This window comes from Corynebacterium tuberculostearicum (assembly GCF_016894265.1).
Taxonomy (GTDB): Bacteria; Actinomycetota; Actinomycetes; order Mycobacteriales; family Mycobacteriaceae; genus Corynebacterium; species Corynebacterium tuberculostearicum_D.
On record NZ_CP069791.1, the window covers coordinates 457,438 to 471,169 of the forward strand.

8 protein-coding genes and 1 pseudogene are annotated in these 13,732 nt (G+C 59.9%); 4 read left to right on the forward strand and 5 right to left on the reverse strand.

From position 1 onward, the window contains the following. Positions 1 to 260 precede the first annotated feature (260 nt). From I6J28_RS02365 to I6J28_RS02380, 4 genes are all read right to left on the reverse strand, one after another. On the reverse strand, positions 261 to 3,422 hold the full coding sequence (locus tag I6J28_RS02365) for a SpaA isopeptide-forming pilin-related protein (RefSeq protein WP_204610549.1): 3,162 nt from the start codon (positions 3,420 to 3,422) through the stop codon (positions 261 to 263). 5 nt (positions 3,423 to 3,427) lie between these two features. Further along, positions 3,428 to 4,273: an adhesin gene (locus I6J28_RS02370; protein ID WP_204610550.1), complete on the reverse strand. Its 846-nt coding sequence runs from the start codon at positions 4,271 to 4,273 to the stop codon at positions 3,428 to 3,430. Next, on the reverse strand, positions 4,266 to 5,204 hold the full coding sequence (locus tag I6J28_RS02375) for a class C sortase (RefSeq protein ID WP_204610552.1): 939 nt from the start codon (positions 5,202 to 5,204) through the stop codon (positions 4,266 to 4,268). Before I6J28_RS02375 ends, I6J28_RS02370 begins: the two co-directional genes overlap by 8 nt. Before the next feature lie 99 nt (positions 5,205 to 5,303). Continuing rightward, positions 5,304 to 6,929 carry a SpaH/EbpB family LPXTG-anchored major pilin gene (locus I6J28_RS02380; RefSeq protein WP_204610554.1) on the reverse strand — a complete coding sequence of 542 codons (1,626 nt, stop codon included), beginning with the start codon at positions 6,927 to 6,929 and terminating at the stop codon, positions 5,304 to 5,306. A 529-nt stretch (positions 6,930 to 7,458) separates the two neighbouring features. Here I6J28_RS02380 and srtB point away from each other — a divergent pair. From srtB to I6J28_RS02400, 4 genes and pseudogenes are all read left to right on the forward strand, one after another. After that, positions 7,459 to 8,448, forward strand: coding sequence for a class B sortase SrtB (gene srtB, locus I6J28_RS02385; RefSeq protein WP_204610556.1), 990 nt, complete (start codon positions 7,459 to 7,461; stop codon positions 8,446 to 8,448). 41 nt (positions 8,449 to 8,489) lie between these two features. Further along, positions 8,490 to 9,703, forward strand: a pseudogene (locus I6J28_RS02390) (IS3 family transposase). A 243-nt stretch (positions 9,704 to 9,946) separates the two neighbouring features. Next, on the forward strand, positions 9,947 to 10,612 hold the full coding sequence (locus I6J28_RS02395; protein ID WP_204610558.1) for a sugar O-acetyltransferase: 666 nt from the start codon (positions 9,947 to 9,949) through the stop codon (positions 10,610 to 10,612). Beyond that, on the forward strand, positions 10,613 to 12,880 hold the full coding sequence (locus I6J28_RS02400) for an ATP-dependent RNA helicase (RefSeq protein WP_204610560.1): 2,268 nt from the start codon (positions 10,613 to 10,615) through the stop codon (positions 12,878 to 12,880). Here I6J28_RS02400 and I6J28_RS02405 read toward each other — a convergent pair whose 3' ends face one another. Further along, complete coding sequence (locus tag I6J28_RS02405) at positions 12,881 to 13,651, reverse strand: TSUP family transporter (RefSeq protein ID WP_204610562.1); 771 nt, start codon at positions 13,649 to 13,651, stop codon at positions 12,881 to 12,883. Between the last annotated feature and the right edge of the window lie 81 nt (positions 13,652 to 13,732).

A 13,732-nucleotide genomic window follows, 5' to 3' on the forward strand; every position in this document is an offset into this window, starting at 1 on the left:
ACGAGGGTAACCTTATTCTTTGCTTGCCCTCAACCGGTGTCCATCTCCTCTGAACGCTTGCCTCTGCTTCTGGCGTGACGCAGCGATTAGTGCCCACCGGGGGTAGCGGTTCTTGGCATCGAGATCATGCCCGTGGCACGCAGCCCAAGGAAAAAGGGGCGGGCTCAGCGTTGTGTGCTGAGCCCGCCCCTCCTTTATGTGCCTACTACCTAGGTCAGGTGGCGCGATGCACGCGCCACTCCCCTGCCTGGTTTTACCGCTTAGGCGGTCTTACGGCGGCCGAGCAGGAGGCCCGCGCCTGCGAGCACGGCACCAATGAGCCCCACGAGGGCCACGCCGTACCCGCCGGTCTTCGGGAGCTTACCGGCAGTGGTGTCCGCCACCTGCAGGATCATCTTATCGCCTTGGCCACTCACTTGGATTTGTCCGCTGCTAGTGCTGACCGCAGAAATCTTATATTGCTTAGTCTGCTCATCCACTGAAATCTGAAACTCGACCGGCTGGGCCAGCAGGTTGAGCCCCTTAGGAGCCTTCGTTTCAACGAGGAAGAACGTACCGGTCGTCTTCACTTCGATAGACTCCTGCCCGGGCTTGATGGTGTAGAGCTCTCCAGCGCTGTAGTCCGGCTGGCCTCCCTTGGACGGGTAGATCTTGAAGGTCGCGCCACCCAGCCCAGACATCTCCACGATCTTATCGCCGTCGTACTGAGCCTTCTTGAAGGTCAGCTTGCCCGGCGGAGTTTCCGGCTGCTTGTAGTTATCAACTACGCAGGAAACCGAAGACAGCTTCTTATCTTTCTCGCTCATCTTGACCTTGAAACCGAACTCACCGTCATTTGTGACCTCAACCGGTTTCGTTACCCCGTCACGGGTTTCGGTACACACGGCATTCTTGTCATTCCTCTTATAGAGGTTGAAACCCGGTTGCTGTGTCTCTACCAGAGTCAGTTGCTGCTCTTGTTCGCTCATGATGTTCCAGGAGGCAGTGCCAAGGTCCCTGTCGGCCGAGGACGTTGCCTTCAGCGACCTCCGAACGAGCTCGCCATTACCTGGGTCGATGATGTCCTGGCCACCGGCAGACAGGGTGAACTCCCAGCCTGGGACACCGTCTTCAAGAACCTTGCCGTTTTCGTCAACGATCCGCTTCTTGACGGTCACCGCACCATTGCATCGTGCGGTTACGTCTTGGGCGATTTTCTTCATCTGTTCGGTAAGGTTGCTGTAGTTAGACACCTTCACCGTGTGACCCGTGCCCGAGATATCCTCGCCCATGGTCTTGACACCACGTGCACCGTAAGTCCACCTCGACATGTCCGAAGTGACTGTCACTGACCTCCCATTAGGCAACCGCTCAAACACCTGCAGTGCCCGATTCGGCGCCAGCTTCGCAGCTCTCTCTAGGTTCGCCATAATGAGCTCGCCGCTTTCGTTAGTTCCTTTACGTTCCTTGTCGTTGTAGTTTGCTTCTCGCGCGGCTTGAATCCCGGAGTCGATTTTGTAGTAGACACCAGGTTGTTGCGGCACTTCGGCATTCAGACCGATGCGTTTGATGTCCTTGAGAACATAGTCTTGCTCAACAACCCAATCTTTACCCGTATTTCCGCCAAGCGTCAGATCAACCATGATTGGCACAACACGGGTACCGGCAGCTTTGAGTTCGTTGGCTGCCTTAATCGCGTCGTTGAGAGCACTAGCCTGAACGAATTCACCACCGAGGCCCTTGCTCTTGATTGTCGAGGAGGTCGTGGGCATACCATCCGTGATGAAGTACACCACGTCGTAGTCGTGATCCTTGACCTGCTTCAGGCCCGCTTCCCAGTTCGTAGCACTGTTATTTGCGTTATAACTCCAGTTCTTAACTACGTCCTTTGCTCGCTGGACGCCCTGCTCCGACAGCATTGAAATATAGGGTGGGTTCTGACCGTGTGTCGTTCCAGCCTGATTAGCCGGACCGCCACTTGCGAAATTATAGATTCCGAGTTCAGCTGGGGTGCCCTGCAGGGAATCAATAAATGCATTCGCAGCCTTTTTGGATGCCTCGAAGCCATTAGTATCTGCGTAGCGGAGCGATGTCGATAGGTCGGCCACCAAAGCAATGCGCAGACCACAACGCTGTGGCATCGGCGGGTTAGGGACACGTCCGTTAACCCACTGAGCTCCATACGGCTGAGAGATAATCTCTGGTGGTTTTGGTGTGCTCTCATTCGCGCCATACACATCAAGACCGACCTTCAAATTCTTGTTCTCCGAGAGATTATTAGTGAAGGTGAATACCGCATCCTTCGGTACAACGGCAGAGTCAACCGGTTTACCATCCTTTACCGGAACAACGTCCATGGTGATGAAGCCGTTGCCAATATTGACGTTGCGTTTCTGCAAGGTCACACCTGGCTCAATCTGATCCAGGGTGAGGTTGTACTTCTGCGGATCCAAGAAAGTCGCGTCAGTCTCGATACGCACGGTTGCGTACTTCATGTGAGATTCCGCAGTCACCTTAGCCGTAAAGGCATTGGGCTTGGTCGGATCTACTGGGTCAGCTTTAACTGCAAACTCGTGGCCGATGGCATCAAAGTGACGCCCTTCGACCGCCGGTGGCTTGGGGTCTTCAGAAGAATCTGAACAGTCTTTCACCTCCCCGCTGAAGTCGAAGAACCACTCGGTCTTCGCACCGGCAGCGAACTGGTATCCGTTCTGCGGCTTCGCCGTAACCTTAACGGTGGCCTTTTGGCCCTCGTAGAAGTGCTGCCCAGCGGGCTTTCGCTCGCCACCAATGAAGTAGTCAACACCCTTCGTGTCTGGAATGTTGATGTAGCCCTTCTCAACACACGAGGGAGCGGTGGCTGGATCAACTGCAGTTGGCGCTGCGGGAGTCACGGACGCCCCCGGGTTCGGTTCCGGAGTTGGCTCTGGGTCAGGCTGCGGCTCCGGGTTCGGCTCGGTTGGCGGAGGGGTACTGCCGCTCAAAGTGCCCTTCGGGCTAACGGACACCGTTCCCGATACTTTAGGCGCAGTAAAGTACGGCGAAATTCTAATGATTTCGCCCTTTTTCACTGCAATATTCAGACCATCATGGGTAACCGTCAACGGAGCTTGCTGTGCACTGCCCGATGGTGAAATTTTCGGGGAAAGTGTAGTGTTCCCGACTTTCAGCTCGTATGCCTTCAGCCAGCCAGAACCACCAATTTGAAAATCAAGGCTCGTGATCGTGGCGTCTTCCTCAACCGTGAACTCGAACGGCGGGTTGTACTTTCTGGTATCCAGGTCTTTGAAGTCTCGCTTCTGCGGGCTCACCGGGATCGCCGTGGTCTGCGCCTGCGCAACAGGGGCCGGCAGGCTCGGTAGCGCGCCCGGGATAGCGACGCCAAAAACCAACGCAAGCGCAACGGTCAGCGCGGCCGCTACTCCCATGAACTTTGTTTTCATCGTCGCTACCCTTCTTGCTTTCGCTTCTTCGTGATCAACAGCATCAACAGCCCGGCGCCCATCAGCGCCACCGCGGCGAGGACGAGCCCGATGATCTGTACACCAGTCATCGCCAGGTCGCCCTGTTCACGTTCTTTCTCATCGCCCGGCACGGGGGTTTCGCCTGGTGGCGGGGTCTCGCCCGGTGGGGTGTCCCCTGGGGGTGGGGTGGTAGATGGTGCTGTCGGTGGCGTCCCCGGTGGGGTCGACGGCGGCGTCTCCGGAGGTTCGGTCGGTGGGGTGGTCGGCGGAACCGTGGTGTTCGTCTTCGCCACGATCACGCCTTCCACTGGTCGGGGGTTATCGGCAACGGTGTGGAACGGCACCGCCACGAGGAAGGGGCTGATCTCCCGGTACTCCCCCGCCGCGGCACCAGCCGGCGCCTGGGAGGTGACCAGGTAGATGCCCTTCTCGAGCCCCTGGAAGCGGACCTGGCCGGCGTCGTTAGTCACGGCCCTGATCGTGCGGTCGGTCGGCCAGTCAGCGATCTTGTCTGCACCGGTGTTGCGGACCTTCGCCATGTCTGCGGCGTTCTCCGGGTCGATGCCCTTCAGCCGCTCCAGTTTGATGGTCACGCCCGCGACCTTGCCCGTGGCAGGGTTGACCGGGTCCCCATTGCCCGGGGAGAGCGTGATGCTCAGCGTGTCGGTCCCGTAGTCGCGGGACACCCCGGGTTGATCACTGAGCCCGGCAACCTTGGCTGCGTCGGCGATACCGACGGCACCGTGTGCGCCGCCGAGCAGGCCAGCGCTGAGGGCGATGGCCGCCACGAGGCTGCGGCTGGTCCGCGCCGCGCGTGCTTGGCTAGTCATCTGCGCCAGCCCCTTCGTCATTCATCGTTTCTGTCGTTTCCTGGGATTCGCGATCCCGCTTTTGCTTCAGCAGCCACCGCAGCAGCAGGGTCAGCACCAGCGCTGCTGCCGCGACGAGGGCGTACATCCACCACTGCCACCCAGCACCGTGGTTCTTGTCGAAGATCTCGTGATCCGATTCGTCCAGCGGAACCTGGTGGCCGCGCACCAGCAGGCGGTGCGTGTTGATCCCATAGGGGGTGCAGGTGATCAGGGTGATGTAATCCTTGCCCTGCTCGGGGCGGAGGTCCTCGGTTTCGGTGGGCAGCACGACCTTGATCTGGTCGACCACGTACTTCAGCTTCTCGCCGGAGACCTGGACGTAGAAGGCATCACCCTTCTCCGCCTTGTTGAGGTGATCGAACATGGTGGAGTTCGCCAGGCCCGTGTGGCCAGTGATCACCGAGTGCGTGCCCTTGCCGCCGACCGGCAGGTCGGAGCCGAACAGGTGGCCCAAGCCTCGTTGCAAAGTGTCGCTATCTGTTCCGTGGAAGATCGGCAGGTCGGCCTTGATCTTTGGGAAGATGAGGCGCGCCATCGCGTCGTTCGCGTCGAGTTGGTCCAGGTATTCCTGGTAGTCCGGGTTGTTCTCGTCGAAGCGGGCGAGCCAGGGGTCGAGGATGGGGCCGGTGGTTCGGTTCTCGTTGTATTTGTGGGCGTTATCCCACTGCGTGTTTTTGACTTCTTCTGGAGTACTTTTTTCGAGTTCCGCGTAGTCTTGCGCGACCTTCGTGGCGACGTAGTTGTTCCACAGGGTGGACGTCACCGGGTACAGCATCACGAGCACCCCGAGGATCACGAGCACCGCGGCCAGCACGGGGCTGGTCTTGGTGCTGTTGGCACGGCGTGGTTCCTTCTTTGGTTCCACGTCTGTGCTGAGGGTGTGATCCACGGGGTGCTCCTGGGGCTGGTTCTGCTTGGGTTCGCCTGGGTGAAACCTTCGCCCCCGGGGTTGTCCGTTGGGCGAAGGTTTTACCGGTTCAGCGGGCTATTAGTTCTTAGCGCCGCGGCGTGCGAACCATGCACCGGCTGCCACGATGGCGGCACCAATTGCGGCCAGGATGCCAATACCCATGCCACCGGTCATCGGCAGGTTCGGGGTGGTGTCGTCGGAGTTAACGACCTCGCCCTTGTTTGCGCCGACCTGGACGGAAGCCAGCTCGTAGACGCGCTCCGGGTCAGTCGAGGTAGCAACCAGCTTGAACTCGAGTGCCTCCGGCAGCAGCTCCTTGCCCTTCGGAGCCTTGGTCTCAATCAGGCAGTAGTGGGACTGGTCACCAGCGGCAACCTCGGCATTGTCTTCGAAATCGTTGACGTGGAGACCGGTGATCTTCACCATGCCGTCCTGGCCAGAGACGAAGGTGGTCTTAACCTTTCCACCCTGCTGACCGTTGACCGGGGTCCAGGAACCCTTCTTGGTGGTGTCGATCTCGGAGCACTGCTTGCCAGCTGCCTGGCGAGCAATCTGGAACTCGGCGCCTTCCAGAGCCTTGCGGTCGCCATCGACCTTCTTGAACTGCAGGCCACCCCAGTAGGTCTTGACCTCCGGGGTCTCCTTAGGCTTGTCAGACTCCGAGCCGTCCGGGTTGTTCTGGAACACCCGAGCCTTATTCGGCGCGATGTCGGTGTCCTTCGCGAACTCAGCCTTCAGCTTGGTGGTGATCGTTACCTCGACCTTGTCGCCCGCCTCCAGCGTCTTAGCTACTTCAGGCTTCAGGGCGACGTCGACGTTGTTACCCTCGTAGAACTTTCCGTCTACATCCTGCTCGGGCTGGATCTCCTTGCCCGCGGCCGTCACGTTAACGCCAGTGATCTCCAGCTTCGGGTCAATCTGGTCAGTGATACGGAACTGGGTGCGCTCCGTGTTCGGCTTCAGCTGGCGAGCAGTACCAGTGACGGTGTAGATGAGGTTCTCGTCGCCGGCGTTCTGGTCCTTGTCCTTGACGGTCTTGGTCGGTTCTTCGTCCTTGTAGTTCTTCGGGAACGCGTGGACGTCGTAGTTCCAGCTAGTGCCCTGGTTATCCGCACCGTTATCCGCGGTCATCGGGACGAATGCAATGAACGGGACAGCCGGGTCGTAGCCCTCCTTCGGGGTGGTCTCCACGACGAGGTAGGCACCGAGCTCCAGCTCCTTGCTTACCTCCCAGGTGCCGTTTGCACCGGTCGTACCGGTATCGACCTTGGTGAGGGCTCCAGCCGGGAGGCCGTCCTTCAGCTGTGCTCCCTGGGAGAAGTCTGCAGCCTTGAGCTTGGAGGCAGCGACGAGCCCCTCATTCGTGGTGACATCGATGTCGGTAGCGCCATCCGCAGTCGTGTTGATCTTGTATACGGTGAAGCCGACACCTTCCAGAGGCTCGCCACCGTTGCGCTCGACGTCCTTCGCATCTTCAAGAGTGCCCGACGGGGTGCCTTCATTGATCGGGTTGCCGAACTTGTGGATGGTCAGTGCACCCTTGGCGTTCTTATTCACCAGCGGGGAGTCGCCTGCAGTCTGGTTGACGGTCGGGTCCTGACCTTCCTGAGCAACAGCGATCGAGCCCGGGGCAGCGATACCCAAAGAGAGACCAGCGATGGCGGCGAAAGTGACCGAACGAATGGTCAGAGAGTTCTTCTTCACTGGAGTGAATTCCTTTACATCAGTAGTGACTGGAGCGCGTAGCACCCCTCGACGTTCAGCGACCCACTCCGGTTAGCTGATTTTAAGCTTGCCGCCCTTTCGGTCACGACACCTTAAAATTCGCTGGTGGTCACACGCGCCAAAACCCCTTTGTTGACAGATCACTTTTGTTGTGATGCCACCAATTCTCGGGCTTCAGTCCCGCGATCCCCACCTAGTGAATCGCACATAATTAGCTTATAGCCAATGGCACATATTCGGCACCCCCTACAGCTAAAACGATTGAGACATGCGTTATTGCCCCCAACACAAACCCGGCTGGAGCCACTCAAAATCGTCCCTGAACTGGACTGTTGAACAGTTTTTCGCTCTATGCGCACCAGTAATAGCCCCCCCACATTAGGGTGATAAGTGATAAGCATCTCACAGCAAAAATTGCGCCTTTTTGTAACCTCGCAGCGAAGAATAGACTCCAACTGTCCACGTTCCACCGGAGCGAGCCCCAACCCCTCAGTAGAAGTTAAGGCCTATGACAGACCAACCCCCAACGCCGAACACGACGGACGCGACCCCGCACCGCCGAGATAAGAAACTGAACGCCAACGCAATCATTGCCGTCGCCCTCATCCTCGCCGGCCTGGGCGTACTGCTATACCCGGTGCTCGCCACCCAGTGGAATAACTACCAGCAGTCCCGCGCCGCCGAGGCCTACTCGCAGCTAGAAAAGGGCGTACCCCCAGAAGTCCTCAACAAGGCCCGGGAGGAGGCACAGCAATACAACGCTAGCCTCGGGGACATCGACCCCAGCGATGCGTGGACCAGCTCCGACGACGAGAGCTCCCCGGCGTATCAGCGCTACCTGAATTACCTCTCCGTCCTGAACGAGACCGAGGCCATGGGCCGCATTGTGCTGCCCTCCATCAAGTCCGATCTGCCAATCTTCCACGGCACCTCCGACCGCGTGCTGGCCCGCGGGGTCGGCCACCTTTACGGCACGGACCTGCCTGTCGGCGCACCCGGCGAGCTCGGCGAAGATGGCGCTATCCTGCCCGCCCCACCAGAGGGCCGACTCTCCGCGCTTTCTGCCCATACCGGACTGCAGAACGCCACCCTGTGGGACAACCTCGACCAGATCGAGAAGGGCGACCCGGTCTACGTCGCCGCGGCGGGCGAGAAGCTGAAGTACGAGGTCCGAGACATCGAGGTCGTCACCCCGGATAAGACCAGCCTGCTGCGTCGCACGCCGAATAAGGACCTGGTCACGCTCATCACCTGCACCCCCTATGGCATCAACACCCACCGACTGATCATCACCGCCGAGCGCGTGCCGATGGACCCGCAGGAAGAGTCCGTCTTCGACGGGCAGGGCACCACCTGGCAGTGGTGGATGTGGGCCATCCTCGCTGCCGCGGCGATCATCGTGCTGCTGCTGATCCGCTGGTGGTGGAAGAACTTCCGCAAGCAGGAAGGCGAGGAGGGCCCCACAACCTCGGGCACTGGTGAGGTTACCCTCGTTTAGTGGACACCCTATTAGTACGGATCTTGTGCCTGTAGGAGCGGGTGTTCATTGTGAGTTCGTCAGGGAAGAAGTACACCCCGGAGTACCGGCAGGAGGCCGCCAGACTGGTCATTGAGTCCGGGCACCCAATCGCTCATGCGGCTAAGGAAATTAACGTATCAGCCACAATTTTAGGCAGGTGGGTCACACTCGAGCGGGAACGCCAAGGCTCGGTAGATGGCCGCAGTGATGCCGATATACGAGCCGAAAACGCTCGCCTGCGTCGTGAGTTAGCTGAGGCCAAGATGGGTAATGAGTTCTTGTCAAAAGCCACCGCCTTCGTCGCTTTGAGGCAACGCGATCGGAAAAATTTGAGCTACTACACCAGGAGAAGGCGAACTACAGCATAAAACGAATGAGCAGGTTATTAGAGGTTTCCCATTCTGGCTACTATAAATGGCAAAAGGCTCAAGCAGTACGACATCGTGGTGAAAATCAGCGTCAGAGATTCCTCGACCAGTTAGACAGGAAAATTCTTGATATCTGGGAAGATTCTGACGAAGTCTACGGTGCCCCACGGATTAGTGCAGAACTCTCTGAGGATGGGGTCTATGTCAATCGCTAAACCGTGGCCAAACGCATGCGGATGATGAGTATTGAGGGTATCTCACACAGGGCGTTTGTTCCCGTAACGACAATTCAATCCAAGCAGAAGTTCACGCTTGTAGACCTGGTAAAACGCCTATTTGATCAAGGGCAGCTTAATCGAGTGTGGATGTCGGATTTTACCCATCTGCGCACGAATGAGGGCTAGCTGTACCAATGCGTTATCCGCGATGGACACTCCCGCCGAGTCCTAGGCTGGTCCATGGATAGCGTGCAGGATTCTTACCTGGTTGAACGTGCACTGCGCATGGCTTACACCCTGCGTGGTGAAGTACCCGACGGCGTGGTCTTCCACGCCGATCGTGGTACCCAGTTCACCAGCGAACAGCTGCGGCAGGTCTGACAAGAACTAGGGATTGCACAATCGGTCGGCCGTACTGGTGTCTGCTTTGACAATGCGATGGCCGAGTCGTTCTGGTCGACAGTAAAGACCGAATTTTACGATCGGAAGAAATGACAAACCCGCAACGAAGCCCGGAAGACGGTGGCTCGCTGGATTGAGATCGTCTACAACCGGCGCCGTCGCCACTCGTCCATCGGGATGGTAAGCCCCGTCAATTTCGAAGCCCAGCTCGCTAATCAAAACGGTAATAAGAAAGCCGCTGCTTAACCCCTAAGCAGCTTAACAACGGGTCCACGACTTGCGGGTAACCCCAAATCTGTTTCCATATGTTCACTCGTTGTGTTTGCGCCTTCTACTAGCACTCAACCTTAACTCTGAGAATTAGCAACCGCTTTGCCAATGTTGGCTACGATTTTTATCGAACTAGCAAAAGCGGCCTGTGGGGTTTGTGATTTACGGAAACCTAAGTGAATTTCGCAGGTGCCTATTAAGCACCACTCGCCCTCTACAATGACACCCATGGATGCACAGAGGCGGCAGGACTTGGAGCGTTACGGCTCATGGGAGCGGATGACCGGCGGGGAGTGGTTCCTGCCGAGCATGCCGGAGGCGAAGAAAGAGCATCAGCGCGGTTTTCGCATGGTCAAGCAGCTCAATGAGCTGCAGAATACGGACCCGGAGCGCGCGAAGGGCATCCTGCGCGAGATTCTGCCGGAGGAATCCGCGGTGCCGGGCCTGCACGTTCCGCTGAACCTGGAATATGGATGCAATCTGGTGTGCGGGGAGCGCGTCTTCATTAATTTCGGTGCCACCATCTTGGCGCAGGCCAAGGTGACACTCGGCGATGGCGTCATGATGGGCCCCAATTGCTCCTTGATTACGGTGGGGCATCCGGTCAATGATCATGAGATGCGCGCCGGTGGGTGGGAGATTGCCAAGCCCATCACCATCGGGGACAACACCTGGTTCGGCGCCAATGTCACCGTGCTGCCGGGGATCAGCATTGGAAAGAACTGCGTCGTCGGCGCAGGCACGCTTATTACCACCGATATTCCGGATAATTCGCTGGTTCTCGGCACTCCCGGCCGCGTGGTGCGCCAGCTGGAGAATAACGAGGACGCCTGGGAGCGCCAGGATCTCAACGGTCCCGTGGAAGGTTTTGGAGCCGCCAACTAGATGTTTGATCTCGCCAGAATCGGCGCGGGCTTGCCCGTAGCCGAGACCATCGAATCGCTGCCGAGCACCGGAAACGTAGTTATTCAGGCCCCGCCCGGTACGGGTAAAACCACGCTCGTGCCACCGGCGCTAGCCAATCATGCCGCCGGGCGCGGCAAGGTCATCGTCACCGCCCCGCGCCGTGTGGCCGTGCGTGCGGCCGCGCAGCGCTTGAGTACCCTCAGCGGCACCCCGGACAAGGTTGGCTTTGCCATCCGCGGCGAGTCCCGCAAGGGCAGCGAGGTCGAGTTCGTCACGCCCGGTGTGCTGCTGCGCCGCCTGCTGAAGGATCCGGAGCTCGAGGGCGTAGCCGCCGTTGCCATCGACGAGGTCCACGAGCGCCAGCTTGATACGGATCTGGTGCTGGGCATGTGCCTGGAACTAGCCGAGCTACGCGAGGACTTCCGCGTCATCGCCATGTCCGCCACCGTGGATGCGCAGCGCTTTTCCCAGCTCATGGACGCCCCCGTCCACGTCACCGAGGCAGTCACCCACCCGCTCGATATCCACTACGCCCCCATGCCGGGCAGGGCGGCGGGGGCGAGGGAGTTTTACGGGGACGTCGCCAAGCAAGCAGCCCGCCAGCACGAATCAACGCTGGTCTTTGTGCCCGGCGTGCGCGAGGTGAACCTCGTGTGCGAGGCGCTGGACGGCCATAATGTTTTCCCGCTGCACGGCAAGCAAACCACCGCGGAGCAAGACGCCGCGCTGTATACCGAGGAGCGGCGCATCGTCGTGGCTACCTCCATCGCGGAGTCCTCGCTTACCGTGCCGGGCGTGCGCGTAGTGGTGGATGCCGGGCTCTCCCGCGTTCCCCGGCGCGATGCGCAGCGTGGCATGTCCGGGCTGGTGACGGTGTCTACCTCGAAGTCGAGTGCCGATCAGCGCGCTGGTCGTGCCGGCCGTGAGGCGCCTGGCACCGTCATTCGCTGCTACTCGCAGGATGATTACCAGCACTTTTCTCCGCATACCACCCCGGAGATCTTGTCCGCGGATCTGACCCAGGCCGCGCTATTTCTGGACTGCTGGGGCGCAGGCCCGGACTTCCCGTTGCTCGATCCGCCGCCAGCCCCGGCCCTTGCGGCCGCGCACGCCACCCTTGAGCGCATTGGTGCCACGCAGGAGCTCGCCCTCCTGCCCACCGATCCGCGCCTCGGCGCCTCCTTGCTCCGGCACGGCAGTCAGGCCGCGCCCATTATTGCCTCGCTTGCCGACGCCCCCTTAACCCCCAACCTCACCCGTCACCGCCCACCTCAAAAAGAGGTCAAGCGGCTCGCCCGCCTCGTCGACGATTTCGGCCCCGCCGATCCCGGCGAGGTCGTCGCCACCGCCTTTCCCGAGCAGGTTGCCAAGCGCGTGGGCGAGGATTACCTGCTGGCCAGCGGCACCCGCGCACGGCTGCTGGACAACTCGGGCCTGGCCGGCGCCCCGTGGCTCGCCATCGCGGAGGTATCCCTGTCCAACGCGGGCAATGCCATCATCCGCTCGGCCGCGCGCATCGAGGAAACCGCAGCCCTCGAGACCATCGGCGTCACCGAGGAGACCCGCGCCTTCCTGCGCGATGGTCGCGTGCGCGGCGTCAAGGTCAAGGCTGCGGGCGCCATCACGCTCTCTGAAACCCCAGTCAAGGTCACCGGCCCCGCGGCCGAGGAAGCCCTTGCCGCCGGCATCCGCGAGGAAGGGTTGGGGCTTTTCACCTTCAGCGAGAAAGCCCAAAACTTAAAAGACCGTTTGCGCCACCTGCACGCCCACTATGGCAAGCCGTGGCCCGATGTCGATTCCGCGGATCCCGCCGAGTGGCTCGGGCCCGAGCTCCACCGCATTGCGGAGGGCACTCCCGCTGCCAAGCTCGACATGTACCCCGCGCTGCAACGCCTTCTGCCCTGGCCGGAAGCCACCCATCTGGACGATCTCGCTCCCGAGCGCCTTCCGGTTCCCTCCGGCCGTGATGCCGCCATCGATTGGTCCGGCGATCGCCCCGTGGTCCACATCAAGCTGCAGGAATGCTTCGGCTTGGCCGAATCCCCCGAATACTGCGGCCACCGTGTGCAATTCCACCTGCTCTCCCCCGCCGGCCGCCCGCTCGCGGTAACCGATGATCTTGCCAGCTTCTGGTCCGGCCCTTATGCCGGTGTGCGCGCCGATATGCGCGGGCGCTACCCCAAGCACCCATGGCCCGAGGATCCGTGGAATGCCGTTGCTACCGCGCGCACTAAAAACCGGATGTAGCTAACCCCACTGCTGCCAGCCCAGGTAGCAGCTCATGACCACGACCAGGGTAAGCAAGGCGTAGCGGATGAATTTGGCACCGCCACCAAGTACGGTACGAGCGCCGAGAAGTGCGCCGGCGATATTGGCTACGCCGAGCACAATGCCGAGCGTCCACCACACGTGCCCGCCAATAATAAATACGATAAGCGCACCTAAGTTGGTAGCGGTATTGACTACCTTGGCCATGGCCGCAGAGGTCAAGAAATTCTGCGCAAAAATAGAGGTGAAGGCCATGATCAAAAACATTCCGGTACCCGGACCGAAGATGCCATCATAAAAGGAAATGATGCCGGAGAGCACCAAGACCACGACGGTCCGCCAACCACCACGGGTACCGGCCGAGTCGCTACTGCCAAAATCTGGCTTGAAGGCAACGAAGACGCCCACGGCCACCATGAGCACGATGATGATGGGGCGCATGATGTCTTTATCGAGGCTCGAGGCCACGCTGGCCCCCAACCCGGAGCAGACCAGCGCGATAAGGATGAAGCGCGCCATTTCTGCCTTGTCCAGCTTCACCTTGCGCGCAAGGGTCACAGCTGCCGAGCCGGTGCCGGTTACCGCGGCGAGCTTGCTAGTGCCCAAAGCGGCGGCCGGAGCAAGGCCCGGCAGGACCGCCAGCAGCATCGGGATCAGGATCAATCCGCCACCACCAATGACCGCATCGACCCACCCCGCGGCCGCGGTACCAAAGAAGAGAATTATCCACTGCACCACATCGATTTCCATGCCCCCGATCATAAATCTTGAATGATGTAAGGTGATAACCCGTCTACCGCCCTCTCCGTAGTAGAGCAGAAAGAGGCACTA